Origin of the sequence: Streptomyces sp. NPDC059398, from assembly GCF_042751845.1 — a bacterium.
Lineage (GTDB): Bacteria > Actinomycetota > Actinomycetes > Streptomycetales > Streptomycetaceae > Streptomyces.
Window position 1 is genome coordinate 52,712 of the sequence record NZ_JBHYWP010000016.1, and the last position, 25,827, is coordinate 78,538.

Consider the following 25,827-nt stretch of genomic DNA (forward strand, 5'->3'; position numbering starts at 1 on the left):
GACTGACCTTGGTTGCGCGGACTACAAAATCAGGCAGCGGAACCGTGTGTCGCCGAGGCTCTCCCCGACCGCGCCGCGCTCTCCACGCAGAGGCCCCGCCTCTCCCCGACCCTCCAAGGATGTGCGCATGGCTGTCGCCAGAAGAGCGGTGCTCGGCGTCGCCGCAGCCGGAGCCGGCGCGGTCGGCTTCGCCCGGCGCTCCGGTTTCACGCCCTCCAGCACGGGGGCGGGGGGACCCGACACCCTCACCTTCTCGCTCTGGGGGAGCGATGCGGAGACGGCGGCCTTCCGGGCGCTGGGCCGGGCCTTCGAGCGCCTCCACCACGGCGTCCGGGTGCAGATTCGCCTGGAGTCCTACGAGCAGATGTACACGAACATGGACGCACTGCTCGCCGGCGGCCGGGCCCCCGACCTGTTCCGGTGCGACTACGCCAACCTCGGTATGTACAGCGCGAGCGGACAACTCCTCGATCTCAGCCCCTACTTCGGCGCCCGGGACCGCGAGGCGTTCCTGCCCGCGCTGTGGGAAGCCGTGTGCCACGACGGCAGGCCCTACGCCGTCCCGCACCACACGGACACCACGGCCGTCCTCTACCGCAAGGACATGTTCCGTACGGCGGGCATCACTTCCGTCCCCGCGACGCCCGGCGAAGCCTGGTCCTGGGACGAGTTCACCGAGATATGCGCACGACTGCGCAAGAAGGTGCACGGGGTCTACCCCTTCGTCTACGGCTGGCAGCAGACCGGCGCCTTCCGCTGGCTGACCTGGCTGTGGGAAGCGGGAGGCCGCCTCCTCGACGACGACCTCTCGGCACCGGCCATCGAGTCCGCGGCCGGACTGCGCGCCCTGCGCTACACACAGGACTTCTTCCGGGAGGGCTTCGTCCCGCCCAACAGCTCGGTGAAGAGCGCCGCCTACCCCGACTCCCTCTTCACCGCGGGCACCGTGGCGATGAGCTTCGCCGGTGACTTCCTGCTGCCGACCATCGACCCGGCGCTCAAGAAGGAGCTGTACGGAGTCACCTTCCAACCGCACGGACGGCAGGCCGCCACCGACCTCGGTGGCAATGCGGTGGCCGCCACACGTCACACCGACAACCCCGAACTCGCTGCGGAATTCCTCAAGTTCCTGGTGGAGGAGGAGAACATGGCGCGCTTCTGCGAACAGGGCGTCATGCTTCCCAGCCGCCGCTCGCTGCTCAACCGCCGTCTCGACTACGCCGTACGGCCCGACCTGATGTCGGTCTACGCCGAGCAGGCCAAGGTGCTCACGCCGGGCATGACCGCGCAGATGGCCGTGCCCACGTTCGGCCGTATCAACACCGCGCTCCAGGACGAACTGGAAGCCGCCTTCGTCAACAGGCAGCCCGCCGACGTCACGCTCCACCACATCGCCGCATCCACCCGTACCGCGCTGGCCTCCGTCTAAGGCCCCCGTCCCGCACTCTGGAGCCGCCATGGCCACCACCGCCTCGCCGCCGCGCGCCGCACGCCCGACGGCCCCCGTGAGCGGACCCCCTTCCTCGCGTGCGAGGCGGGCTGCACGGTTCCGGGAGACACTCGCCGCCTACTGCACCCTCGGGCCGAACCTCGTCCTGGTCACGGTCTTCCTGCTGGTGCCCCTCGTCATGGCGCTGGTGCTGAGCTTCCAGTACAGCACCGGCCTGGCCGCGCCCACCTGGGCGGGGCTCGCCAACTACCGTCAGCTGGCGGGCGATCCCGTCTTCTGGCGGACCGTGCTCAACACCGGAGTCTTCTGTGTGGCCACCGTCCCGGTGGAGATGGCGATCGGGCTCGCCGTCGCGCTGCTCTTCAACAAGGTGATGCCGGCCCGTCCGCTCTGGCGCACCCTCGTCTACCTGCCCATGGTCATCTCCGGTGTGGCCACCGCGCTCATCGGCACCCTGATGTTCGACCAGAACATCGGGCTGCTCGACAAACTGCTCGCCTCCCTGGGGCTGCCGGCCGTCCCCTGGCAGACCAGCGGAACCGCCGCGATGGCCTCGGTGGTGCTGATCACCCTGTGGATGCGGGCCGGCTTCAACATGGTGATCTACCTCGCCGGACTCCAGGGCATCTCCCCCGAGATGTACGAGGCCGCCGAAGTGGAGGGCGCGGGCTTCTGGCAGCGGCTGCGCCACATCACCGTGCCCCTGCTCGGCCCCTCGACCTTCTTCCTGCTGATCATGAACGTCATCTACTCGTTCCAGGTGTTCGACACCGTCTATGTGATGACGCTCGGCGGCCCCGGCCACTCCACCGACGTGATGATCACGTACGCCTACCGGAACGGGTTCCAGGGCCGGCAGCAGGGGTACGCCGCGGCCATCGGCATCGTGCTGTACGTCATCGTCATGATCTTCACCGCTCTCCAGTGGCGCTTCAGCCGCAACAGGGACACGGTCGGCTGACCCCTCCGTCCCGTACCGCGCCGTTCCCCCGTCGCCACACCACGAAGGACGCCGATGTCCGTCACCCCGCCCCAGCAACTGCGCAGCACTCCCGTACGAGGACGCGACCGCACGCGCCCCCTGCGTGCGGCGGCCGCGGCCGTCATCGGTCTGGCCATGGCCCTTCCCCTGTTCTGGATGGTGCTGGTGGCCTTCTCACCGCTGGCGGACCTCCACTCGGCGCACCTGCGCTGGTGGCCGAGCGCCCCGACCCTCGACAACTTCCGGCGTGTCTTCCGGCTGCCCGTGTGGACCTGGACGATGAACTCGACCGTCATCACCTGCCTGGTCGTGTTCATCACGGTCTCCTGCAACCTGCTGGCCGGATACGCCTTCGCCAAGTTGCGCTTCCGCGGCCGCAACCCGCTCTTCCTGCTGATGCTGAGCACCATGACCGTACCGGTGCAGGTACTGATGGTGCCGCAGTTCAAACTGGTCAGTGCCATGGGGCTGTTCGGCAGCTTCTGGGCGGTCATCATCCCCGCGTCCTCGACGGCCTTCGGGGTCTTCCTGGCCCGCCAGTTCATGCTCGGCATCCCCGACGAGGTCATCGAGGCGGCGCGGATGGACGGCGCGGGCCAGCTCCAGACCTTCTTCGCTGTCGTACTGCCCCTGTGCAAGCCGCTCATCGCCGTGCTGTCGCTGCTGACCTTCCTCAGCCAGTGGAACGACTTCGCCTGGCCGCTCACCGTCCTCAAGGACGAGCGGCTGTACACGCTGTCCGTGGGGATGCAGTTCGTCAACGGCCAGTACACGGCGGACTACGGCGCCATCATGGCGCTCGCCCTGCTCTCCATCCTGCCCATGGTCGTCCTCTTCCTCTGCTTCCAGAAGTACTTCGTCCAGGGCTTCGCACGATCGGGAATCAAGTGACCACTCCTGCCCCCGTCCACTACCTCAGCACCCTCTCCTTCCCCGACCGGTGGCTCGACGAACTGCGCGCGCGCCACCCCCGGCTCGTCGTCACGCAGCTGCGGGCCGCGTCGCCGGACGAGATACCCGGTGAGGTGTGGCGGCGCACCGGGATCCTGCACACCGGCAACGTCTTCCCCCACTCGGCGGCGGACGTCCCGCAGCTGCGCTGGATCCAGCTCGACACCTCGGGCGCCGACCATCTCAAGGGCTCCAGCGTCTGGGACCTGCCGGTGCCCCTGACGTCTATCGGCGGTATCTCGCCGGTGCCCATGGCCGAGTACGTCATGATGATGCTGCTCGGCCTCGCACACCGCCTGCCCCGGGCCGTCGGGGTCCAGCGCGCGGGGGAGTGGCCCTCGCTCGAAGAGCGCTGGAACACCCTCATGCCGCGCCGCCTGCGGGGGTCCACCGTCGGCATCGTGGGATACGGGCGCATCGGCAAGGAGATCGGCCGCCTCGCCGGACAGTTCGGCATGGACGTGCTCGGTCTCAAGCGCGGACGGGGCACGCGGGCCGGGGAGTTCTTCGGCAGCACCGCGGCGGACGACGCAGGCGCCGAGCTGTACACCCCGGCGGAGCTGCACGCCTTCCTCGCCCGCTGCGACTACCTCGTGGTCACCTGCCCGCTCACCGACGAGACCCGGGGAATGATCGACGCCGAGGCGTTCGGCGCTCTCAAGGAGGGCGCGATGCTCGTGAACGTCTCACGCGGCGGAATCGTCGACGAGGACGCGCTGACCACCGGGCTGCGCTCCGGCCGCGTCGCGGGCGCCGCCCTCGACGTGTTCGACGAGGAACCGCTGCCGTCCGGGCACCACTGGTGGGACGAACCGGGAGTGCTTCTGACCCCGCACGTCGCCGGTTTCGCCCCGGACTACGAGGAGCAGACGCTGGAACTCGTCAGCGACAACGTCGGACGCTTCCTCGCCGGGCGGGACCTGCTGAACCTGGTGGACCGGGCCCATGGCTACTGAGTTCCTCCTCGCCCCCCAGCGGCAGCACGCGGTACTGACCCGGCTGCGGCACCGGGGCACGGTCAACGTCCAGGAGCTGTCGGATCTGCTGCGCATCTCCCCCTCCACCGTCCGGCGGGACCTGCGCGACCTCGAAGTCCAGGGCATGCTGCGCCGGGTGCACGGCGGAGCGACCGTCCTCGACGGCTCGTCCGAACCCGAACAGCCGCAGCGGGCCGCCACCCAACTGGAGGAGAAGGGCCGGATAGCCGAGGCGGCCCTGCCGCTCATCCGCGACCACAGCACTGTGCTCATCAGCGGCGGGACGACGACCGAGACCCTGGCGGCCCGGCTGGGCGACCGCCGCGGCCTCACCGTGGTGACCAACTCCCTGCCGATCGCCCAGGCCCTCTCGGCGACCGCCACCGTGGACGTCATCGTGCTCGGCGGGGTCCTGCGCCGCCGAGAGCAGTCCCTGCTCGGCCATCTGACGGAACGGGCCCTGAGCGAACTCCAGATCGACCAGATCTTCACCAGCGCCTTCGGGCTCGACGCCGACACCGGGCTCACCGGCGCCCATGTGGACGAGGCGCAGACCGACCGCGCTCTGCTGGCCGCCGCACGCCGGATCGTCGTCCTGGCGGACGAGTCCAAGCTCGGGCGCCGCGGGCCGGTCCGGCTGGCCCCCCTGGACCAGGTGTCCACCCTGGTGACCGACGCCGGTCCCGGCCATCCGGTCTGCGCGGCGCTCGGCCGGCTGGGGAGTGACGTCATCGCCGCCTGAGACGTGCGACCGGTGCCCCGGCCCGGACCACGCCGTCCTCCCCGCCCCGGAAAGGAACCCCATGCCTCTTGTCCCCACGGCCGCCCTCGTGGAGGAGGCCGTGCGCACCGCGTCGGCCGTACTCGCCTTCAACGTCATCACCCTTGAGCACGCCGAGGCCGTGGCACGTGCCTGCGAGCGGACCTCCGCGCCGGCCGTGCTCGCCGTCAGCCACAACGCCGTCCGCTACCACCACGGCGATCCCGCCCCCTTGCTGGCCGCCTGTGCGGCGGTGGCCCGGCGGTGCGGGACGCCGCTGGCCCTGCATCTGGATCATGTCGAGGACGCGGAACTGGCCCTGCGCGCAAACGAGCTGGAGTGCGGCTCGGTGATGTTCGACGCCTCACGGCTGCCGCACACGGAGAACGTCGCGCGTACGGCGGACGTGGCCGGCCGTCTGCACACCGACGGGATATGGGTCGAGGCCGAACTGGGCGAGATCGGCGGCAAGGACGGCGTCCACTCGGCGACCGCGCGCACCGATCCGGCCGAGGCCGCGGAGTATGTGACGGCGACCGGGATCGACGCCCTCGCGGTGGCGGTCGGGAGCTCGCACGCCATGACCACCCGGACCGCCTCCCTCGACCAGGAGCTGATCGGACGGCTGCGGGACGCCGTCGGCGTACCGCTCGTGCTGCACGGCTCGTCCGGAGTGCCGGACAGCGCTCTCACCGCGGCCGTCAGCGGCGGCATGAGGAAGATCAACTTCGGTACGCATCTGAACACGGCCTTCACCGAGGCGGTCCGCGCGGATCTCGGCTCCCGGGACGGAGTGGACCCGCGCCGGTATCTGGGGGCCGGACGCGAGGCGGTGACGGACGCCGTCAGCGCGCTGCTGCGGCTGCTCGCCCCCGTGCCGGACCCCGCTTCGGCCCCTGCACCGGACGCCGTATGACCACCACGCCGCGCCCACCGCACCGGCATCCCGTCCTCGACATCCACGACGTCACAGGAGTACGACCATGACCGCATCCGACCACCCGGTCCCACCGGTTCCCGACCCCCGCACACTGCTGACCGAGCTCGGCCGGCGCGTACTGGAACGCGAGGGGATCCCCATGTTCCTCACCCTTCAGCGGCCCGGTCCCGCTCCGGCCGGCTCCGGCGAAGACCAGCGGCCGGATCCGGCCGGAGCGCACCTCGCCGGACTGCTGCGCCACTACCGGGAGGTCCTCGCGCCGGATGCCGCCGACGACGCGGAGCCCGCCCTGATCGAAGTTCTCCAGGTCATGGGCGCGGCGCACTTCACGCCCGCCGACGAGACCGCCCGGAAGGAAACATCGAAGTGACGACCGGCCCCTCCCTCCTGCCTTCCTTCTCCGCACAGGAGAAGGCCCTCCGCTCCGGCCAGTACATCCGGGTGGTGAACTACCACAACACCCCGCACGCGGACACCGGGAAGATCCGGGGCGAACTGAGGGAACTCGCCGACCACTTCGCCCCGGTCACCCTGGGCGACCTCGACCTCTTCCGGTCCACCGGCCGGTGGCACAAGGACCGGCCGGGGGTCATCCCGGTCTTCTACGAGGGGTACCGCAACAACGCGGAGGTGGCCGGCCCGCTCGCCGAAGAGATGGGCCTGACCGCCTGGTTCTTCATCTGTACCGCCTTCCTCGACGTACCGGTCGCCCAGCAGTACGCGTACGCCAACGCCCACAACATCGACCTGGTGGAGGAGGACCGCGACGGCGACCGGCTCGCCATGACGTGGGACGATGTCGCCGCCCTCAGCCGCCGCCATGTCGTGACTCCGCACACGGCGAACCACGCGGAGGCGGCCTCCCTGAACACCGACGAGGAGCTCGAACGCGAGATCTTCGCACCCAAGCGGCGCATGGACGAGGTGACCGGCCAGTCCGCGCCCGCCACGGCATTCCTCTGGGGAACGCCCTTCGGGGCGAACCCGGTCGTGGACGCGGCGCTGCGCGAGGCCGGCTACCGCTACCAGTTCGGGAACACGATGATCCAGTACCTCGGCTGAACGGGCCGGCCGCCTCCCGCCTGCGCGAAGGTCTGGGGAAGGTGCGCGAAGGTCTGTACGAGGGTCTCGCGAAGGCCGCCCTCCGACGCCTCCGGGCGACAGGGGGCGGCCTTCCTGTGTGTCACCGCGGCAGCCGCTGCACCATGGTGTTGCCGAACACGAAGCGGTAACCGGCCTCCGCCAGCGCGCGGTCGGCAGCGTTCCCTCCGGTGAAGCCGGTGCCCTCCAGCCACGCGGTGGCCGGGGCGGAGCCGCCGGTGGCCAGGTCCATCAGCCTCTTCGGCTCCGACACCTCGCGCGCGATGTCCGCCGGGGTGACAGTGGTGCGCGCGAGGGCGTGGGACGCGGTGTGCGGGGTGACCACATGGCCGCGCCGGTGCAGATCGGCGATCTCGTCCCAGCTCATGGCGGTGCGCTGTCCTCGCCGGTCCTCGTCGACCAGCTTGATCCGATGGGCGAGTGCATAGTCGTACTGCTCCTCGGCGAGGGTGTCCACGAACTCCGTGCAGACGAAGAACCAGCCGGTGACGCCCGCCTCGTCGCAGGCGGCCGCCGCGATCGCGTAGTTGTCCCGGTAACCCTCGTAGAAGACGGGCAGCAGGCCGGGCCGCTCGCCGTGCCAGGCCCCGGTCTCCGCGAAGCTCTCCAGGTCCCCGGCGCCGACCGACGCGAAGTCCTGTGCGTAGCCGCGCAGTTCCCGGACCAGCTCGTCCTTCCAGCTCGGCGGCGTGTTGTGGTAGTTGACCACGCGGAGGAAGTGTCCAGTGCGCAGGTCCGCCGCGGTACCGGCGGCGCTGACCGTGTGGTCGTCGGAGAGCGGTACCGGGGTGACGGCGTCCGTCGCCGGTGACGGCGGAGCGGGGCGCCCGACGCCCAGATGGGCGTAGGCGAGCGCCTGGAGCGAGGCGATGACGGCCGACTCCCCGGACCCGGCGCCCGGTGCGAGCCGTGTGTGGAAGTGCTCGAAGTCCGCGGCGAGTGCGGCGTCGGACGCGGAGGCCCGGTAGGCGTCACTCCGGTGGGCACCGTCCGGATCGTTGCGGGGTGAGGCGGCCGCGCGCAGGGACACCAGCATCGGGACGCCTCTGCGCCGGGCCACCAGGGACCGACTGGCTTTCAGGGCGTCTTCGGGGGACAGGGACGACAGGTGGGGCGACTGCATGGAGGTCCTCGCGGAGGCATCGGGGGTCACCTTCCACTGTCCTCGGACGCGCAATCGATGGGCAGTACCGAGCCGCCATTGCTCGGGATTGCTCATTTGGTGAGGACTCCGATCGGCCTCCGACCGGCGTGGCGGCGGGCTACCGCAGGAACAGCCCCCATGAGCTGTCCACCGACCAGGACTGCCAGCACATGGCGAACAGCCCCACGGCCGAGACCAGCATCATCATCAGGTTCTGTCCCTGCTCGGCCCAGTCGTGGATCATGAGCACCAGATAGATCAGGTTGAGCAGCAGCCCGGCCACGAGCGCGACCGGTGTCAGGAAGCCCACGATCAGACCGAGGCCGAGCGCCAGTTCCGCGTAGGCGACGATGTACGCCATGAGCCGGGGGTTCGGCTTCACTGTCCGTTCGAAGCCGCTGCGCACGAACGACCAGCGGTGTTCGGCGGCTATCCCGGCCGCCCAGGTGACACCGCCGCCGCCGAACCAGGTCTTCTTGTCCTTGTGGCGCCAGCTCTCCAGCCACCACAGCCCGAGCCCGATCCGCAGTACGGCGAACCATTCGGCTCCGCTGAGCCACATCGTCTGCATGGGGCGCTCCTGCCGGTCGCAAAGCTGATGGGTCGTCAGTTTCGGTGGAGGGGATGCGATCCCGCAAGGGGTGAGTTCGGTGTGACCGCTTGTCGGTGCCGAAGTGTGTCCGTACCCTTGAGCTGACGGGTCGTCAGATTACGTTCGGCAAACTGGCAGGTAGCTGAGGGGAAACGAATGATGAGCAGTCAGAACGGCGCCACCGAACTGCCCAGGGTGATCAGCGTGGACGATCACGTGATCGAGCCTGCGCACCTCTTCGAGACATGGCTGCCGCGCAAGTACCGGGACCTGGGGCCCAAGCCCTTCACCGCCGGGATCGGGGAACTGGCGTACGTCGGCGGCAAGTACCGGTTCACCACCGACCCGGAGGGGCAGGTCACCGACTGGTGGCGGTACGAGGGGGAGATCTTCCCGTACAAGCGGATCATCGCGGCCGTCGGCTTCTCGCGGGACGAGATGACACTCGACGGGATCACCCGTGAGCAGATGCGGCGCGGATGCTGGGATCCGGCCGAGCGGCTCAAGGACATGGACCTCAACCACGTCGAGGCGTCGCTCTGCTTCCCGACCTTCCCGCGCTTCTGCGGCCAGACCTTCGCCGAGGCCAAGGACAAGGAGGTCGGCCTGGCCTGTGTCCGCGCCTACAACGACTGGATGGTCGAGGAATGGTGCGGTGACAGCGGCGGCCGGCTGATCCCGCTCTGCCTGATCCCGCTCTGGGACATCGATCTGGCGGTGGCGGAGATCAGGCGGAACGCGGCCCGCGGGGTCAGGGCCGTGACGTTCAGCGAGATCCCCACCTATCTGGGGCTGCCGTCGATCCACTCCGGCTACTGGGACCCGTTCTTCGCCGCCTGCGAGGAGACGGGGACCGTGGTGAACATGCACATCGGTTCCTCGTCGCAGATGCCCGCCGCGTCCCCGGACGCCCCGCCCGCCGTACAGGCATCGCTCTCCTTCAACAACGCGATGGCGTCGATGATGGACTTCCTCTTCTCCGGGGTGCTGGTGAAGTTCCCCCGGCTCAAACTGGCGTACAGCGAAGGCCAGATGGGCTGGATCCCGTACGCCCTGGAGCGAGCCGACGACGTCTGGGAGGAGCACCGGGCGTGGGGCGGGGTCAAGGACCTGATCCCGGAGCCGCCCTCGACGTACTACTACCGGCAGATCTTCTGCTGCTTCTTCCGCGACAAGCACGGCGTGGAGGCCATCGAGACGGTGGGCGTGAACAACGCGACGTTCGAGACGGACTACCCGCACGTCGACTCGACCTGGCCGCACACCAAGCAGGTGGCGGCCGACCACATGGCGGGGCTCTCCGACGAGGTCGCCTACAAGCTGCTGCGGGGCAACGCCATTCGTATGCTGGACCTGCCGTTCGACCGGGACCGGGCGGCCGCCACCGGCTGACCCGGGCGTACCGCGGCGGAGCGCTGGGGGCGGCCGGCCTCATCAACACCGGTCCCCTCGGCGCCCGGTGGCCCCGCGGCGTTACGGTTCGGGGGTGGCGGCACCCCGGGGAGAGGCGAACGGATGAGGGACACGGCCAGGGACACGGCCAGGGACACGGCCAGGGACAGGGGTACGGCCGGAGACACGGCCCGGAGCCTGGCCTGGGGCTCGGCTTCGGAGGCGCTGGTCACCCTCGGCCGCCGGTATCTGCGCGACGCCCCCGGCTCCCTCGGCAAGGAGTGGCTGGCCGGCCGGTACCTCAGTCCGCGGCTGCGGGACCATCCCCGACGGCGGGTGTCCGAGGACCGGTCGGGCGCCCGGTTCGCCCTCGACACCCAAGACCTGATCCAGCGTTACCTGTATCTGTTCGGCTGCTGGGAGCCGAACATGACCCACTGGCTGACGGGCAGGCTCCGCCCCGGGGACACCTTCGTCGACGTCGGTGCCAACATCGGCTACTTCAGCGTGCTCGCCTCGCGTGCGGTCGGCGGCAGCGGCCGGGTGGTGGCCGTCGAGGCGTCACCCGTCTTCCACCGGAGGCTGCTGCAGCAGGCGCGGCTCAACGGGTGCGGCAATATCCGCGCGGTGAACACGGCCGTCGCCGACACCCGCAAGCTGCTGACCTTCGTCCTGGCCAGCTCGCACAACATGGGCGCGAACAGCATCGTCCCCTACGACGGAAGCGCCGAGTCCGTCTTCGACATCGAAGCACTCCCGCTGGCGGAGGTCCTGCGCCCGGACGAGATCACGACGGCCCGGGTGATCAAGGTCGATGTGGAGGGGGCGGAGGGCAGCGTCGTACGGGGCCTGGCTCCCGTCCTGGGCTCGCTGCGCCCCGATGCCGAGATCACCGTGGAGGTCACCCCCGACCGGATGGCGCAGCTGGGGGACTCGGTCGATGAGCTGCTGGAGACGATGCGGGGACACGGCTTCCACGTCTACCGGCTGGCCAACGACTACACCCCCGAGAGCTATGCCGCGGCCCTGCGCCGGCCCGCCCTGGCTCCCGTCCGGTGGCGCGGGCCGGTCACCGGCGAGAGCGACCTCGTCTTCTCCCGGACCGACGCCGAAGTGCTGCGGTGAGAGCGGTCCCGGCCGACGCCCCGGCCCTGCCCTGAGCGGCCCCGGCCGACGCCCCGGCCCTGCCCTGAGCGGTCCCGCGCCCCGGCCACCCGGAGCTGACCCGCGCCCCGGCCACCCGGAGCCGTCCGGTGGCGCGGGGCCACCCGGGGCCGGGGCCGACCGGGGCCACCCGGGGCCGACCGGGGAACCGGGGCCCCGTCAGGCGCCGCCCCCCGCCGGCCAGTGCCACTGGAAGAGCTCCAGCGCCCGCGCCCTGGCTTCGACGACCGCCATCCGCGTATCGCGCTCGGCCGTGTCGGTGTGGGTCGCCTGACTCGTCGCCTGCCCCGGCCACTTGCGGTACCAGAGGCCGACATCGGACGAGAACCAGCCCCGGCTGACCGCGTTCATGGCGAGCAGCAGCCCCGTGTCCTCCGAGGCCGGCAGAGCCATCCAGCAGCCCAGCGCGAGGAGCAGATCACGCCGGACGAAGAGGGTCGCCGGGTGGACCTGCGCCCGGTAGTCGTTGGCCTTCCAGTAGGCGAGCACGGCGCCGCGCTCGACCGGCCCGGGGGCGGGGTCGCCCTCGAAGCCGACGGTGGTGCCGTCGGGGAGCAGGTCGAGCACGCGTGAGGTCGCCCAGCCGATGTCCGGGTGCTCTTCGAGCGCGGCCAGATCGCGGGCCAGTGCGCCCGGCGGCAACTGGTCGTCGGCGTCGAGGACCTTGACGTACTCGCCCTCCGCATGGGCGAGTGCCATGGTCCTGGCCACACCCGGACCCCCGGCCCGGCCCTGCCGGAAGGTCACCCGCTCGTCGTCCGGTACGTACGGGCCGACATCGGGGCCGACGCCGTCCTCCTGGATCACCCAGTGCCACTCCCACCCCTCGGGCAACTCCTGTGCGCGGAGCGACTGATAGGCATCGGGCAGGAACGGAGCCGCCGGGGCGTGGACGGCGGTGACGATGATGATGCGCCGACGCACGGCACTCACCACCTTTCCAAGTGAGTGGTGAAGAACATTTCCGTACGGTCGCCGGGCAGCGTGATGTACGACATCTCCACGGCGCGGTCCGCGGTGTCGAACGACGTCTTGCGGAGATCGACGACGGCCGTTCCCGGCGGGAGGTCCAGCTCCTCCGCCTCCTCGGCGGTGGGAGGCCGGGCGGTGATCCGTTCCTCGACGCGGACGATCTCGATGCCCACCGTGGCGAGCTGGTTCCAGGTGCCCCCGGGCCAGGGCTCCTTCGACTCGTCCAGCAGATCCGGGTTCCCGGCCACCAGCTCCCGTACGAGATGGGAGGTGACCAGGTTGAAGGGCGCGCGCTCGGCCCGGTAGCGCGTCCGGTACGAGCGCTCGATCAGCTCGGTGCCCTCCGCCACCCCCATGGCCTCCGCGATGTCCGCGTCCGCCGTGGTCTCCCGGTACGCGGCGTGGAAGACGAGGTCGTCGACCGCGAGGCCGGTGTCGTGCTCCGTGGCGCCGGTCCGCAGCCGCTGCTCCATGGACTGGCGTGCCCGGTCCTTCTCCCACTGGTGGCGGGAGTTGGACCGCCGTACCGGGGTGCGGGCCCGGCGGACGAAGTTGCCGCGGCCGTGCACCTTCTCGATCAGCCCCTCGGCCTGCAGCAGACGCAGGGCGTCCCGCACCGTGGGCACACTGCGGCCGGCCTGTTCCGCGAGCCGGGTCTCCGCGGGCAGCCGGTCGCCGGGCCGCAGCCGGCCCGTGCGGATGGACTGCCTCAGCTCATCCGCGATCCGCTCGTACGCCTTCGCCACTGGTGTCCACCGTTCTCTTGACGCGACGCCCTCACCCTATGACTCCTCAAGAGGACTTGACGAGCAGGAGGAAGGGTCAGCACGGCGCGGCGAACGGGAGGGCGCGGCCTGCCGCGCGGGAGCCCCGGCCGCTCAGGGCCGCAGGGCATGAAAGCGCCCGATCGCTGGCGACGGGGGATGCACCAGCGATCGGGCTATTCCCCACAGTAACAAGGGCGGTTGTGCAGTGGGAGAACTGCTCGGCGGCGGCGGGGAGTTGTGATGGAGATCACGTGGATGGCCCCGGGTGGAACCACGCGGGCGGCCCCGGATGGAACCCCGGACCCGTCACCGACCGCACGGCGGTTCGTACGACAGCCGCGGCAGGTACTCATGCCATTTCTCCCGGGTCAGGACCCCCCGGGTGACCGAGCAGATGCGGCTGATCGCCTGGTCCGCGTCCAGATCCCAGAGCCGGACCGTGCCGGCGCCGCTCGACACTCCGAGCAGATGGCTGTGGGGGCTGAACGAAAGGAAGTTGCCCGTCTTGGCGTTCGGGCTCAGCGACTGGCCGATCGGCACGGCCTCCGACGGGACGGCGACGTTCCAGAGCCGGACCGTGTCGTCGTTGCCGCCGCTCGCCAGCGTGTGCCCGTTCCGGCTGAACGTCAGTGACACGACCGCCTCGGTGTGCCCGGTGAGCGTGGCGCCGGGCCGGGTCGCCCTTCGGGGGGCCGTGACATCCCAGAGCCGGACCGTCCCGTCGTCGCTGCCACTGGCGAGCGTGCGGCCGTCGGGGCTGTACGCCAGCGCGTTGACCGGGCCCAGATGACCCCTGAGAGGCTTGCCGAGTGGTGTGGCACGGCGTGGGTCGGACACGTTCCAGAGCCGGATCGTGCCGTCGGCGCTGCCGCTGGCCAGAGTCCGTCCGTCCGGGCTGAAGACGAAGGCGTTGACGTAGCCCCGGTGACCGGTGAGCGGCGCACCGAGCGGAACGGGGCGGGCCGGGTCCCCGACGTTCCACAGCCGTACGGTGCGGTCGTCGAGCGCGGTGGCCAGCGTGCGGCCGTCCGGGCTGTAGGCCAGCGCGTACGGGCCCGCGAACCGGGCCCGCAGGGCGATCGCCGGACCGCAGGGGACAGGCCTTCGCGGGTCGGTGACGTTCCACAGCTGCACCGCGCGGTTCCCGGAAAGCACCGCGAGGGTGCGGCCGTCCGGCGAGAAGACGAGCGAACGCGGATCCCCCCGCCCGGACGTGAACGCCCTGCCCAGCAGCGCGGGCTGCCGCGGAGAAGCCACGTTCCACAGCCGGACCTTGCCGTCGCGCGCGGCCGTGGCGAGCACCCGGCCGTCCGGGCGGAAAGTGCCGATGCTGCCCGCCATGTCCGACGTCGGGATCGACCAGAGGCGCACCTTGTTGTCGCCGCTCCCGGTGGCGAGGGTCCGTCCGTCGGGGCTGAAGCCGACCGCGTACATCTCACCGCTGCTCCCGGCCAGATCCTCGCCGACCTGCGACGGGTACGCGGGGTTGCCGACGTTCCACAGGCTCGCCGTGCTGTCGGCGCTCCCGGCGGCGAGCATGGTGCCGTCGGGGCTGAAGGCCACCGACCAGACGGGGCCCGTATGCCCGGTCAGCGGGGCGCCGAGCGCACCGGCCCGGCTCGGGTCGGCCACGTTCCAGAGCCGGACGGTGTCGTCGGAGCCGCCGCTGGCGAGCGTGCGGCCGTCGGGGCTGAAGGCCACGGAGTGCACCGTGCCGGTGTGGCCGCGCAGCACCCGGTGGACCGCGGCCGGACGGTGCGGATCGGCCGTGTTCCAGAGCCGGACCGTGCCGTCGTCGCCGCCGGCCGCCAGCGTCCGGCCGTCGGGGCTGAACGCCACCGAACGCACGGCGGCGGTGTGACCTCTCAGGGAAGCCACCGCCTTCGGCCGGGCGGGGGTCTCCACGTCCCAGAGCTTCACGGTGTGGTCCTCATTGGCCGATGCGAGGGTGCGGCCGTCGGGGCTGAAGGCGAGGAGGTACGCCGTACCGCCGTGGCCGGTCAGCGGGGTGCCGATCGGCTCCGGGTGCCGGGGGTCGGTCACGTTCCACAGCCGGATCGTGCCGTCGTCCGACGAACTGGCGAGGGTGTGGCCGTCCGGGCTGAACACGGCGCTGCTCACCCAGCTCGTATGGCCGGTGAGGGGGTCGCCGAGCGGGGCGGGCCGGGTCGGGTCGCGCACGTCCCACAGCCGGACGGTCCGGTCGTAGCTCGCCGTGGCCAGGGTCCGCCCGTCCGGACTGAACGAGGTGAGGTAGACGGCGCCGGTGTGCCCGAGCAGTGGTGTGGCCAGCGGTGCGTTGACGATCGAGACCAGCCGGTTGTCGGTGGCCTCATCGCCCGGCCGCAGATGGTGGGCCACCAGGTCGAGCTGGGCGGCCAGCGAGGGATCGGTGTACTGGACGCGGTCGGCTTCGGCGACCACCTGCTCGAACACGGCGTCGTCCCGCTGCTGCCATGCGAGCACCGCCGAACCGACGGCCAGCAACGCCAGTACGACGAGAGCCGACACCGCACCACGGCTGATCAGGACCGTACGTCTGCGCAGCCGGGCCGACGCGGCCAGGAAATCCACCGCGCTGCGGGTGAGGAAGGTGTCACCGGCCGACTTCGCCCAGCCCCGGGCCTGTTCCAGACGGGAGCCCCGGTAGAGCAGCGACGTATCGCGCTCCGCGGCCTCCCAGGCCCGGCCGTCCTCCTCCAGCTGCTGACGGAGCAGGTTGTCGTTCCGGTCCTCGTCGATCCATTCGCGCAGGCGCGGCCAGGCGTGGAGCAGCGCCTCATGGGTGATCTCGACGGTCTCCGCGTCGAGCGTCACCAGCCGGGCGTGCACCAGCGCTTCGAGCGACTCCTCCGTCCGGTCGGGGTCGGTCGATTCGTCGGCCAGCTGGCGCCGTGTCTCCCGCCGCCGGGTCGCCTGGGTGTCCTCGCCCAGCCGGACCAGCCGCAGGAGGAGCAGTCGCGCGGCCGTACGGGCCGCCGGCCCGAGACCGGACCAGGCGCGCTCCGCGGTCGCCGCGACCGCTCCCTGGATCCCGCCCGCGGCGCTGTAACCGGCGAGCGTCAGCCGCCCCGCCGTCCGCCGCTGCCAGGTGGCGAGCAGGGCGTGGGAGAGGAGCGGCAGCACCCCCGCGTGCGTCCCGCCTCCCCGGGAACTGCCGGCGCTGACCTCCCGCACGATCAGCTCCGCGAGCCCGGGTTCCAGCTCCAGACCCACGGCCCTCGCCGGACTGGTCACCGCCTCGCGCAACTCCGCGGTGGTCAGCGGCCCGAGCACCATATGCCGGTGCTGCAGCGCGTCGGCCAGCTCGGGATGGCCCAGGCACTGCTCGTAGAAGTCGGCACGTATACCGAGCACCACACGTACGGGGGCGGGCTCGTCGGGTCCGGCGGCCGTGCAGACGGCGTGGAGGAGCTGGACGAAGACGCGCCTGCTCCCCTCGTCGGAGCAGAGGGTGAACGCCTCCTCGAACTGGTCCACGATGACCACCGGCCGCCCGGAGCCGGCCCCCGCACGCTCCACCCACGCGGCAACGGCCTCCCGCGCGGCCCGGGCGAACCGGGGGGTGCCGGGGGTGGGGGGCGGGGGCGGTACGGGGGCGGGGGCAGAGTTGGCGGTCTTCTGGGGCGGTACGGGGGAGTTGATCGGTTTCTGGTCCGGGTCCGGTGCAGGGGAGTTGACCGGTTTCTGGTCCGGGTCCGGGTCCGGTGCGGTGGCGGGCGCGGTGTCGGACGTACCGTCCCCGCCCCCTTCCCTATCCCTGTCCCCTTCCCTGTCCGTATCCCTGTCCGGGACGAGGTACGCAAGCTCAGGGATCCGGCGCGTCAGCTCCGCGAGCGGATCCCCGCCCGGGACGAGCTGAAGGACCGCCCCCGCCCGGCTCCCGCCACCGCCCGCAGCGGGTACACCGTTCCGCAGTGCCCCGTTCCGCAGTGCGGGCACCAGTCCGGCGTTCAGGAGGGAGGACTTCCCCGACCCCGAGGCCCCCACGAGCATGACCAGCCCTCCCGTGGTCTCCGTCGCCCGGAGCTGAGCGAGGAGGGCGTCCCTGCTCCGCTCCCGGCCGAAGAACCACCGGGCGTCCTGCTGACGGTACGGAGCCAGCCCCCGGTAGGGGCAGACCCCACCCGGTACGTCCGCGGCCTCGCCCGAAGGGCGCCGCCGCTCCTCCACCGCGGGTGCGGCCGGGCCGTCGCCGACCGGGTCGGCCACCGCCCGCTCCCACAGACGCTGCCACTGCGCCAGGTCGTACAGCCCGGCGGAGACGGGCGCGGGCTGCGCACGCCGCGCCTGGGGAATCAGTACGTGCAGGACGGCCGCGAGGGCGACGAACTGGGCGGGAACGTTCCTGGCCCGCCGCCAGTCGCTGATCCGCTGGGCGGAAACCCGTACGGGCCGACCGCGTTCGTCGAGCCGCTGGAGCCGGACGACCGCATCGGACACGCTCTTGAGGGGAGGATTGCCGGCCTCCTTGTACAGCAGCGCGAGACGTTCCGCCAAGGCTGTGCGCGCCCCTGAGTCGGAACTCAAGGTCTCCACCCCTCACTTCCCCCGCACCTGATCCCCGTACCTGAATCCCGTACCTGATCGTCCGGACCGGAAAAGTCAGCTTATCCGGCTGACCTGCGGTGAGTCCTCGAACCGGACCCCGGACCGCCCACCGCGACAGCCGTAGCTGGCAGGATCACGACCCAGCAGCGCACCGCCCGTGCGGCGCCCGGCCGGACTACCAGCACAGCGCTCGGAGAGACCCGTCATGACGCCATCTGTTCTCGGTCACATTCCACCGAATCCACGAACGGACACCGGCCGTCGCGCCGACTGACCCCCGCGAACCCGTGAAGCGCGTCCCGCCCGGACCGCTGCCGCACCGACCACGGGCCCGCCCTTCCTCGACGATCCACACCGCCGCGCCGGCACGCCGCGGACCCATGCTGCCCGCGTTCGGTACCGGTCCCCACAGGGGAGGGACCGGTACCGAACGGCGAGGCGGGGCCGGGGGGCGTCCGCCTCACTGACACATGGGCTCACCCGCCCACTGGCTCACTGACGCACCGGTCTACCGGCGCACCGGCTCACCCGCCCACCGGCACCGACTGACCACCTCACCGACTGACCGGCACCGACTGACCGCCTCACCGGACGGCGTACCCGTCCCACAGCGGCCCGCCCGCTCTCTCCAGCACCTCTGTCACAGCCGCGGCGAAGGCGCTCGTTTCCCCGGCGACGGCCGGCACGACGGCTTCGGTGAGCGCGCGATGCAACCCGGGATCGGCCGCGGCCAGCCGCCGAGACAACCACTTGCCGCTGCCGAGCCAGTGCCCGCCCACCAGCAGGACCAGCTCCGACGCCCGCTGCAGCATGTGCGCGACCAGGTGCACCCGCTCGGCAGGATCCGCGCAGCCACGAAGGTCGTCCATCAGATCGGTCAGGATGTACCGCTGGTACTCCCGCTCCGCTTCCGAGAACGGCGCCGGCCCCGCCGCCCACCGCTCCCGCGCCTCGGCCTGAAGCGAAGCCCCCAGCCCGCCCCCGTCCCCGCCCTCGTCCACCAGAAGCAACCCTTCGGAACACATGGAGAGCAACGGCGAATTCCGTTTCGCGGTCTCCTCTTCGGCGAAGCGGTGCCAGACATCCGGGGTCTGCACAAACAACTCCACCGGCCAGCCGCGGTACACGAGGTTCTCCCGACCGGGCGCGGGCGGCCCGTCGAGGAGGACCACGATGTCCAGATCGGAGTGGGGCGTCCGGCGCTCGGTCAGCACACTCCCGGCAAGAAAGGCCGCCCGAACACCGGGAAACCGATCGAGCACCAATGCACGGGCAGTGATCACGGGGTCGTCCATACGGGAACCCTACGGATACGGCTTCCGGGGACACAGCGATTTGTTCACACGAGGACCGTGTACATGAGAAGGCGTCCCAGCGGGAGCTGCGACATTCCGCGCACATGGAACAGGTGAGGCGCCTACCGCATGCGGTAGGCGGGGTCAAGCAGCATGTCGAGCACCTGGACGGCCTGCTGAAGCGTGCGTACGGCCGCTTCCGGTGCCACACCTTTCGGGCGACGAACGCCTGCGGACTTCGGCCGCGGGGCTCGGGCTCAGGCCAGCTCGACGAGCACGAGGGCATCAAGGTGTGCCGCCTGCTCGACGACCACGGTTCGCACGACGTCGCGGTCGTGCGCCGTGGTAGGCGAAGCGGCAGTCGCCAGAGGCGAGGGCGTCGAGAAGGGTGAGGACCACCGTCGCGGCGCTGCCGGAGGTGCAGACCAGCGGGCTGCGCGACCAGCGCGTGCGGGCGGAGGAGAAGGAGGGGCGCCTGCACGAGGAACTGGCGGACCAGGAAGCAACCGTGATCGAGACCGGCCGCACACTGCGCGGCGCTCTCAGCCGCCCGGAGATCGTCATCGGAGCGGGACTGGATCGTACGCGCGCTCCCTCGACGGGATGGCACCCACGGCATTGGCGATACGGTCCTTGGCCGCTTGTTCGTCGGCGAGGATCTTCTCCTCGGATGATCCGACGGCGGCCTCCCGGGCCCGTAGATCCTGCTGAGCGGTGAGTAGTTGTCGGTGGCGGAGCCGGTAGCCCTCTTCCGCCTCCGTCCGCTTCTCGCGGGCCCCCGCGTACCGCCGGTCGTCCGCCTGGCTTCCGCTGAGCCGGGCAACCGTACCGTTGACCGCCCTGCGCAGGTGGCCGACGCCGGTGAGCAGCGAGGCCAGGGCGGTGCGCACACGGTCCAGTGCGACGGCGTCGGTGGGCAGGTCATGGGCGGTCGCGGTGGCGTCCGCCTCGGAGCGCGCCGAAACAGCCAGGGCGCGGGCCTCCTCCGCCTGGCGTGCCGCCTCGGCCGCCTTGGCGGACAGCGCTCGCGCTGCCCTCTCCTCCGAGGCATGGGTGTTCCAGGCGTCGGAGAGCCGCTGCGCCCGAGGGAAGCCGTGTTCCGCTCGCGTCAGGGCCCGTCGCCGGGAATCGGCTGCGGCGAGCACGGTACGGGCTTCGGTCAACTGTCCTTCCACCTGGCCGAGCCGGTCTTCCAGCTCGGCCAGTGCCCTCCGCCGGGTCTCGGCCCGCACCGCTGCGCCCACGTACTCGGCGGCGCGTTTGTGGTGCTGCCCGCGGAGGGCTCCCAGTCGCCAGCTACCGTCGAAGTGGACCGCACTCGCGGTCGCCGTCCCCCCGTCCGTCGTCCTCGTGGCCGGTGCGAGCACGATGGCTGACAACAAGTGCTCCACCTGGTCAGATGTGATGCCGCTGTCCGGCTGCGCGACCGGTCGCAGGGCTGAGGCGAGGGTCTGTGCCACCGGCAGCGGGTCGTGGGCCGGAGCCGCGTCGAGAAGGGTGTCCCCGGAGAGCGGGTCGAGAAGGGCGCCGCCCGTGCTGACCACCGCGTCGAGAAGGCCACTCGCCTCCAGCGCCGCCTCCAGACCGGACCGGTCGTCGGCGGTCAGGTGATCGGCGAAGTCCACCAACCGGTAGAACGGCGCCCCGTTGGCAGGGTCTCGCCCCACGCTTCGGTGGTACGGGGCCGGAGGCTCCGGGTCCGTACGGCGCTCCCAAGCCCGCCTCTCCTCCGCCAGGCGGTCCATCTCCTCCCCGAGTCGGCCGACGCCGACCGCCAGGGTGTCGCGATGCCGGGTGAGGGCGTCCGCGTACGGCTCAAGAGCCAGATGTGCCGTCTGCCGCGCGTGGGTGTCGATGCCGGCCGGGAGCGTGCGGGAGGAGAACGCCGCGTCGGAGTCGGCCGCGCAGGCCACTTCGGAGAGGACGGCGTCCAGCGGCGGGCACTCGGGCCCCGCTGCGGTCCGCGTCTCGCGCACCCATGCGGCGACCTCGTCAGCGTACTCCCGGCTCTCCTCAGCGACCTTCTGCCGGCTGACTTCGAGACGGTCAGCGGCCTCCTCCGCCTCGCCCTCCAGCCGTTCCCGCATCTCGTCGGCCCGCATCGCACTGCCACGAGCCTGGTCGGCCAGCGAGGAGAGGCGGGCCACCTCCTGCACCATCCGCTGCCGGTTCCGTACGACGGTCTCGCGGCCCCCAGCTGCTGCTGCCAGGACCGCAGTCCGGCCTCCGTCGTCGCCAGGTCCACCCTCACCACAGGTCGGTGCCGTACGGTCTGCGATTCCCCGTCCGGGCCGGTCAACTCCATCTGCGTCGACGAGGAACGGACGGTGTGCGGCAGTGCGACAGCCTCGCCGAGATGCGCGGCGGGAAGTACCGCCCGCTCTGCCTGTGCCAGTAGCTCCCGGTGCTCCGTGGCCAGTTCGGTGAGCCGGGCGCCCAACTCCTGGCCGCCCTCGTCCAGCCGTTCGGCCGCGCTCTCCTCCGCCTCGTGCGCGCCGCGCAACGCGGCGAAGGCGGTCATGGCCGCGGTGTGCAGGGCTTCCACCGTGCTGCGGCGCTCCGACAGCTCGTGCAGGCTGCGGTAGGCGTGGCTGTCGTGCAGGGCGGCGAGTTCGGTCCGGGCGGACTCCTCCTCCTCGCGGAGTGTCCTCAGTCCCTCCTCCGATTCCTTCTCACGTTCCCTCAGGACGCTCGTCTGCTGGGCGGCGTCCCCGGCGTTCCGGCGGCGCTCGGAGAGCGTGTCGAGTTCCCGGCGCACGTCCCTCGCCGCGGAGCGCAGGACTCCGGCGAGGTAGCGGCGATAGTCGGAGAGGAAGGTGCGAAGGCCGCGTCGGTACGTTCCAGGCGCCCCAGTTCGGCCCGCACGGTGTCCAGATCGTGGAGGTTGCGCGCCACCTTCTCGACCACGTCCTCGTCGAGTCCGGGCAGGGTCTCGCTCAGCAGGACGGCCAGACCGCCGTGCTCGATGCGGTCCCCGACCGTGGGCCGCCGCAGCCGGTGCAGGAGCTGGGTGAGGTTGCGGTAGCGAGTCGCGTCCGTGATCCCGAAGAGTTCCCGGGCCACGCGGGCACGGTGTTCCGCCGCTCGGTCCGTCGTGTTGCCGGAGCCGACGATCTCCTTGAGCCGGTCGACGGCAAGGGGTTTGCCCGCTTCGACCAGGTGCAGGTCCTCGCCGACGCGCAGCGGGGTGACGAAGAAGGTCGGCACAGCCTTCTGCGCCGACTTCGAGGCGCGGATCGCGGCGCCGAGCGTCAGACAGCGGTGGTCGCCGGCCGCGTCCGTCCCTCGGAATTCCACCCACAGATAGCCGAGGCGGTTGGTCTGCTCGAAGCCGTCCAGCATCAGCCAGGCGAGCGTCGTCCGCCCGGTACCGGTGGCGTCGAGGGCCCGGGAGTCACCGTCCAAGAGGTACGGGAGCAGCATCTCCAGGGCCTTGGACTTGCCCGCCCCGTTCTTGCCGCGCAGCAGCAGCAGCCGTCCGTCGCCGAAGGCGAACTCCTGCTCGTCGTACTGCCAGACGTTCTGGATGCCCGCCCGGTGCAGCCGGAAGCGCGTACGCGCCGCCTCTGTGTGACCTGAACGCGGAAGGGGAACGAGACCACGAGCATCGGCGGTCATAGCGGCAACTCCTGCTGTGCTTCGGTGGATTTGTTCCGTCCGCCCGTCGTCGGCACGGTGACCTGGGTGGCGTAACGGGCCGCTGGGGCGAGCAGGACCCAGCCCTCGCCGCCGCTGGGGCGGGCCGCCCGGACGTCGGTGACCTGGCGTCCCTCCGGCAGCTCGTCGGCGTACTCCTCCGGCAGCCCCGCTCCCTCGGATCGCAGCGGGCCGGCCGGGGCGATCAAGCGCATGCGGGAGAGCAGGCCCAGCACGGCTTCGCGCAGGGCGTCGGGGTCTTCGAGGTAACCGCGCTGCCAGTTGCTGCGCTGCCCGTACTCGGCGATCAGCCCGGCCAGCAGCTCATCCACCACACCATCCGGAACGGCGACCCCGACGACGAGGACACCCCCGGTCGCGGGATGTCCGGGTTCAGCCGGGCGGAGCCGCTGCACCAGCCTCTCCACCAGTAGCAACGCCGCCTGGGCGACAGTCCCCGTCCCCGGCAGGTGGAGATCGGTCAGCTTCTCCTCGGGGTCGACCAGGCTACTCCCTCGGCCCGGATCTCCGTCTCCAGGCCCAGGAGTTCGAGGAACGCCTGGGCCTCCCGGCGCTGGCGGGTGCGGAGCCAGTCACGTTCGGTGTCGGTCAGTTCGTCGAGGTGGACGACAGGGGTTTCGACGAGCATCCGGCGCACGTAGGTGCGCGGTCCTCCGAACCCCGGGTCCGCCGCCCGCCGGACCAGGTCGGCGCCGTCCCGCGACTGGGCGAGCGGTCCGGCCACGATGACACGGGCGAGCTCCCGGTCGACCGTGATCAGCGCCTCCCCGTCGGCCTCCTGAGCGATGACGCCCACGTGGCCGTGGGTCTCGATCAGGACGCCCCACTCGACGAGCTGCCGCAGAGCCGCGACCAGCGTCCGCTTCCCGGCCGCTCGTCCGGTCTCCTCCAGCTCGATGTCCGCGTCGGCCGCCGCAGCCCGGATGTCGGCGACGAGCTGCGACAGCAGTACCTGCTCCGGCGCGGTGACCAGCACTGACAGGGCCAGAGCCAGACACGCGTAGGTGCGGGGTGAAGGGCATGCCGGTGGATCGTACGAGCCAGTGCCCCGACCGGGCTCCGAGCCCGGCCTTGAACAGCCGGGCGTAGGAGCTGTCGACCAGGAGGCGGTAGCCGAGCACTTGCTGAAACCGGCCGCCCAGCCAATCGGCGTGCCTGCGGACCAGCGGAAAGAGGTCGGCGTGCGGGCCGTCCGATGTGACCAGCGGGCGGGCGAGCAACAGCCGTGCCGCGGTGCGGCGTTCGGTGGCCAGAGCCACGTCGTGGGCGGAGGGAAGTGTCATGTGACGCTCATCTCCCGTTGCCGCCGACGGACGCGCCGTGCGACCGCGTGGGAAGCGCCTCGCTCTCGGTCGGCTCCGCTCCTTCCGCCGAGACGGCCGTCCTGTGGACTGCCGGCTCCAGGTCGTCCAGCAACAGATCCCCGTCGGCCGAGCGCAGAAGCGTGCGTGCTCCCGTCGTACGGTGCACCGTGAGCCGGATGCCCAGATCGATGTCCTCGCTCCACGCCGCGTCCAGCCCGAAGCCCCGCCTCTCCTGCCCGTCCGCTGGGGCGTGGCGCCTGAGCTGCGCGTTCCCGAGCGCCGTGGCCAGCAGCTCCAGGAGCAGGCTGAGTGCCGCCGACGTGAGCCGTACGCCGTCGAAGCGGCCGGACGCGCTGCACAGCTCGTCCGCGGCGGCGCTTCTCTCGGCGGCCCGCTGACGCGCCGCCTCCCGCAGTCGTTCCTTCTGCGCGGAATGGTCCTCCACCGATGCTGTCCGGCCCCGCTGGGCGCGGCTGCCCCTCTCGCGCAGCGCGACCGGCACCTCGACCACCGGGCCGGTCCACCAGCTGGTGTAGGCGGGCACCACCTCGTCGGATGCGGGCGGTATGCCCAGGTGGCGGGCGCCGTACAGACCGAAGGCGGCGACGGCGATGTCGTGCGCGTCCTGCGGCGCGGACTCGTCGAACCACCGGGCCAGCCGCAGCAGGTCCCGACGCCGCGACATCTCGCCGGTGGCCGAGCGCAGCATCCGCTTGGCGTTGGCCAGCAGGGACTGAAGGGCCCGCAAGGTGGCGTCGCGCAGCTGGTCGACCTGGCTGCCCTGCCCGTCGGTGTCCTGGAACCAACCCCGCAGCCCTTCCCAGTCCGTGAACTCGCGACCCCGGCTGCGCTGCACGCGGGTCTCCGTACTGCCCTCGCTCTGCGCCGGCAGCCCGGCGAGCCCCTGTGCGTGCGCGTCCAGCTGCTCCAGCAGGCCGGGGAGACGGGGCCAGAGCGTGTCCAAGGCTGCCGAGATGCGGGGGGAAAGGACACGTCCTCCGTGATCGCCTCGACGTAGTCCAGGAGGAGTTCCTTGAAGCCCTGGTACTCGCCGCTGTCCAGGTCGTACCGGGCGAGCACCTGGCCGAGATAGGCGTAGAAGTCCCGTACGGAGTCCGCGAACCCGGTGAACTGTACGAGCAACGTGCTGACCCGCTCCAGCCCGTCCTGCGGGGGGATGCCGCCCGGTTCGGCGACCCGCTCGGCCAGCTCCCGCAGCCCCCGCTCGACGAGGGCGAGCAGTTCGTTGCTCACCTCACGGGCGGCGTCGGCCTCGGCCAGCACGCCGTCGGCGTCTCGCTGGACGCGCTCGCCCAGCCGCGACAGCTGGTAGCGGGCCCGCGAACGCTGGTACTCCGTGATGCTGGACGCCTTGACGGTGTGGCTGCCGTGCAGCAGGTTCCCCCACTTCACCAGCTGTTCCAGCCGCGCGGTGAGGGGGTCGGCGTCGAGCCCGGCGGCGGTCGCGCCCCCCTCGCGCAGCTTCGCCATCACGTCCGGGACGGCCAGGTCGGCCAGGAGGGTGCCGCAGAAGACCCGCATGATCGCGAGGTACTCCAGCCGCTCCGGCGCACTGAGGTACGCGTACGCGTCGAGGCGGCGGCGCGTCTCGTCGTCGTCGGGTGCAGAGGGCACGTCGCCGGGTTCCGGCTGGGTGCCGAGTGCGGCTTCCTCCATGTCTGCGAGGTTACGTGGCGGCTCCGACAAGCGATGCGGGGTGGCCGGAACTGGTCTCCCGGCAACCGGCGGAGCAACTCCGGACAGCTGGAGTCAGAGCGCCCCGCCGGACCAGGGGCAGGTCAGAGCTCGCCCCCGCTGCTCGTCGGTG

The 25,827-nt window shown here is 71.3% G+C and carries 21 protein-coding genes and 2 pseudogenes; 11 read left to right on the top strand and 12 right to left on the bottom strand.

The window, feature by feature from the left end; all coding sequences use genetic code 11:
- Positions 1–127 precede the first annotated feature (127 nt).
- The 8 genes from ACFXBC_RS08600 (at position 128) to ACFXBC_RS08635 (ending at position 7,122) form a co-directional block, all read left to right on the top strand.
- On the top strand, positions 128–1,429 hold the full coding sequence (locus ACFXBC_RS08600; RefSeq protein ID WP_385020274.1) for an ABC transporter substrate-binding protein: 1,302 nt from the start codon (positions 128–130) through the stop codon (positions 1,427–1,429).
- A gap of 28 nt (positions 1,430–1,457) precedes the next feature.
- Positions 1,458–2,411, top strand: coding sequence for a carbohydrate ABC transporter permease (locus tag ACFXBC_RS08605; RefSeq protein WP_385020277.1), 954 nt, complete (start codon positions 1,458–1,460; stop codon positions 2,409–2,411).
- A 54-nt stretch (positions 2,412–2,465) separates the two neighbouring features.
- On the top strand, positions 2,466–3,323 hold the full coding sequence (locus ACFXBC_RS08610; protein WP_385020281.1) for a carbohydrate ABC transporter permease: 858 nt from the start codon (positions 2,466–2,468) through the stop codon (positions 3,321–3,323).
- Positions 3,320–4,339 carry a D-2-hydroxyacid dehydrogenase gene (locus tag ACFXBC_RS08615; RefSeq protein ID WP_385020284.1) on the top strand — a complete coding sequence of 340 codons (1,020 nt, stop codon included), beginning with the start codon at positions 3,320–3,322 and terminating at the stop codon, positions 4,337–4,339. The genes ACFXBC_RS08610 and ACFXBC_RS08615 overlap by 4 nt, the downstream gene beginning before the upstream one ends.
- Positions 4,329–5,102: a DeoR/GlpR family DNA-binding transcription regulator gene (locus tag ACFXBC_RS08620; RefSeq protein WP_385020287.1), complete on the top strand. Its 774-nt coding sequence runs from the start codon at positions 4,329–4,331 to the stop codon at positions 5,100–5,102. Before ACFXBC_RS08615 ends, ACFXBC_RS08620 begins: the two co-directional genes overlap by 11 nt.
- Positions 5,103–5,163: 61 nt before the next feature.
- Positions 5,164–6,036 (top strand): class II fructose-bisphosphate aldolase, encoded by an 873-nt coding sequence (locus tag ACFXBC_RS08625; protein ID WP_385020290.1) that lies wholly within the window; start codon positions 5,164–5,166, stop codon positions 6,034–6,036.
- A gap of 67 nt (positions 6,037–6,103) precedes the next feature.
- Complete coding sequence (locus ACFXBC_RS08630) at positions 6,104–6,430, top strand: hypothetical protein (RefSeq protein ID WP_385020293.1); 327 nt, start codon at positions 6,104–6,106, stop codon at positions 6,428–6,430.
- Positions 6,427–7,122, top strand: coding sequence for a polysaccharide deacetylase family protein (locus ACFXBC_RS08635; RefSeq protein WP_385020296.1), 696 nt, complete (start codon positions 6,427–6,429; stop codon positions 7,120–7,122). Before ACFXBC_RS08630 ends, ACFXBC_RS08635 begins: the two co-directional genes overlap by 4 nt.
- A gap of 121 nt (positions 7,123–7,243) precedes the next feature.
- Here the strand turns inward: ACFXBC_RS08635 and ACFXBC_RS08640 are convergent, their stop codons facing one another.
- Positions 7,244–8,284: a polysaccharide deacetylase family protein gene (locus ACFXBC_RS08640; RefSeq protein ID WP_385020299.1), complete on the bottom strand. Its 1,041-nt coding sequence runs from the start codon at positions 8,282–8,284 to the stop codon at positions 7,244–7,246.
- A gap of 139 nt (positions 8,285–8,423) precedes the next feature.
- Positions 8,424–8,876: a DoxX family protein gene (locus ACFXBC_RS08645; protein ID WP_385020302.1), complete on the bottom strand. Its 453-nt coding sequence runs from the start codon at positions 8,874–8,876 to the stop codon at positions 8,424–8,426.
- 180 nt (positions 8,877–9,056) lie between these two features.
- Here ACFXBC_RS08645 and ACFXBC_RS08650 point away from each other — a divergent pair, with 180 nt between their 5' ends.
- Entirely contained in the window at positions 9,057–10,289 is a 1,233-nt protein-coding gene (locus tag ACFXBC_RS08650; protein WP_385020305.1) for an amidohydrolase family protein, read from the top strand.
- Between the two features lie 249 nt (positions 10,290–10,538).
- A complete protein-coding gene (locus tag ACFXBC_RS08655) occupies positions 10,539–11,414 on the top strand; it encodes an FkbM family methyltransferase (protein WP_385020382.1) in 876 nt (291 codons plus the stop codon).
- A 198-nt stretch (positions 11,415–11,612) separates the two neighbouring features.
- On the opposite strand, the gene ACFXBC_RS08660 is transcribed toward ACFXBC_RS08655, so the two are convergent.
- From ACFXBC_RS08660 to ACFXBC_RS08685, 6 genes are all read right to left on the bottom strand, one after another.
- Positions 11,613–12,377, bottom strand: a complete 765-nt coding sequence (locus ACFXBC_RS08660; RefSeq protein WP_385020307.1) for a glycosyltransferase family 2 protein — start codon at positions 12,375–12,377, stop codon at positions 11,613–11,615.
- Positions 12,378–12,382: 5 nt separating this feature from the next.
- Positions 12,383–13,171 (bottom strand): GntR family transcriptional regulator, encoded by a 789-nt coding sequence (locus tag ACFXBC_RS08665; protein ID WP_385020310.1) that lies wholly within the window; start codon positions 13,169–13,171, stop codon positions 12,383–12,385.
- Between the two features lie 327 nt (positions 13,172–13,498).
- Positions 13,499–17,731 (bottom strand): AAA family ATPase, encoded by a 4,233-nt coding sequence (locus ACFXBC_RS08670; protein ID WP_385020313.1) that lies wholly within the window; start codon positions 17,729–17,731, stop codon positions 13,499–13,501.
- A gap of 596 nt (positions 17,732–18,327) precedes the next feature.
- Positions 18,328–19,038 carry a nucleotidyltransferase domain-containing protein gene (locus ACFXBC_RS08675; RefSeq protein WP_385020316.1) on the bottom strand — a complete coding sequence of 237 codons (711 nt, stop codon included), beginning with the start codon at positions 19,036–19,038 and terminating at the stop codon, positions 18,328–18,330.
- A gap of 285 nt (positions 19,039–19,323) precedes the next feature.
- Positions 19,324–19,602 (bottom strand): DUF2399 domain-containing protein, encoded by a 279-nt coding sequence (locus tag ACFXBC_RS08680; protein ID WP_385020319.1) that lies wholly within the window; start codon positions 19,600–19,602, stop codon positions 19,324–19,326.
- Complete coding sequence (locus tag ACFXBC_RS08685; protein ID WP_385020322.1) at positions 19,599–21,197, bottom strand: hypothetical protein; 1,599 nt, start codon at positions 21,195–21,197, stop codon at positions 19,599–19,601. Before ACFXBC_RS08685 ends, ACFXBC_RS08680 begins: the two co-directional genes overlap by 4 nt.
- 252 nt (positions 21,198–21,449) lie before the next feature.
- Here ACFXBC_RS08685 and ACFXBC_RS08690 point away from each other — a divergent pair, with 252 nt between their 5' ends.
- Entirely contained in the window at positions 21,450–21,623 is a 174-nt protein-coding gene (locus ACFXBC_RS08690) for a hypothetical protein (protein ID WP_385020326.1), read from the top strand.
- 97 nt (positions 21,624–21,720) lie between these two features.
- On the opposite strand, the gene ACFXBC_RS08695 is transcribed toward ACFXBC_RS08690, so the two are convergent.
- The 4 genes and pseudogenes from ACFXBC_RS08695 to ACFXBC_RS08710 form a co-directional block, all read right to left on the bottom strand.
- Positions 21,721–22,656: a hypothetical protein gene (locus tag ACFXBC_RS08695; RefSeq protein WP_385020329.1), complete on the bottom strand. Its 936-nt coding sequence runs from the start codon at positions 22,654–22,656 to the stop codon at positions 21,721–21,723.
- Positions 22,653–23,978, bottom strand: a pseudogene (locus ACFXBC_RS08700) (TIGR02678 family protein). Before ACFXBC_RS08700 ends, ACFXBC_RS08695 begins: the two are co-directional and overlap by 4 nt.
- A 7-nt stretch (positions 23,979–23,985) precedes the next feature.
- Positions 23,986–24,963, bottom strand: a complete 978-nt coding sequence (locus tag ACFXBC_RS08705; RefSeq protein ID WP_385020385.1) for a DUF2397 family protein — start codon at positions 24,961–24,963, stop codon at positions 23,986–23,988.
- Positions 24,964–25,049: 86 nt separating this feature from the next.
- Positions 25,050–25,676, bottom strand: a pseudogene (locus ACFXBC_RS08710) (DUF2397 family protein); the annotation flags it as partial.
- Positions 25,677–25,827 lie beyond the last annotated feature (151 nt).

Coding starts and splice junctions, on each gene's coding strand:
- ACFXBC_RS08600 (WP_385020274.1), top strand. CDS start 128: ATGGCTGTCGCCAGAAGAGCGGTGCTCGGCGTCGCCGCAGCCGGAGCC.
- ACFXBC_RS08605 (WP_385020277.1), top strand. CDS start 1,458: ATGGCCACCACCGCCTCGCCGCCGCGCGCCGCACGCCCGACGGCCCCC.
- ACFXBC_RS08610 (WP_385020281.1), top strand. CDS start 2,466: ATGTCCGTCACCCCGCCCCAGCAACTGCGCAGCACTCCCGTACGAGGA.
- ACFXBC_RS08620 (WP_385020287.1), top strand. CDS start 4,329: ATGGCTACTGAGTTCCTCCTCGCCCCCCAGCGGCAGCACGCGGTACTG.
- ACFXBC_RS08625 (WP_385020290.1), top strand. CDS start 5,164: ATGCCTCTTGTCCCCACGGCCGCCCTCGTGGAGGAGGCCGTGCGCACC.
- ACFXBC_RS08630 (WP_385020293.1), top strand. CDS start 6,104: ATGACCGCATCCGACCACCCGGTCCCACCGGTTCCCGACCCCCGCACA.
- ACFXBC_RS08640 (WP_385020299.1), bottom strand. CDS start 8,284: ATGCAGTCGCCCCACCTGTCGTCCCTGTCCCCCGAAGACGCCCTGAAA.
- ACFXBC_RS08645 (WP_385020302.1), bottom strand. CDS start 8,876: ATGCAGACGATGTGGCTCAGCGGAGCCGAATGGTTCGCCGTACTGCGG.
- ACFXBC_RS08650 (WP_385020305.1), top strand. CDS start 9,057: ATGAGCAGTCAGAACGGCGCCACCGAACTGCCCAGGGTGATCAGCGTG.
- ACFXBC_RS08675 (WP_385020316.1), bottom strand. CDS start 19,038: ATGGACGACCCCGTGATCACTGCCCGTGCATTGGTGCTCGATCGGTTT.
- ACFXBC_RS08680 (WP_385020319.1), bottom strand. CDS start 19,602: ATGACGATCTCCGGGCGGCTGAGAGCGCCGCGCAGTGTGCGGCCGGTC.
- ACFXBC_RS08685 (WP_385020322.1), bottom strand. CDS start 21,197: ATGGTGCAGGAGGTGGCCCGCCTCTCCTCGCTGGCCGACCAGGCTCGT.
- ACFXBC_RS08695 (WP_385020329.1), bottom strand. CDS start 22,656: ATGACCGCCGATGCTCGTGGTCTCGTTCCCCTTCCGCGTTCAGGTCAC.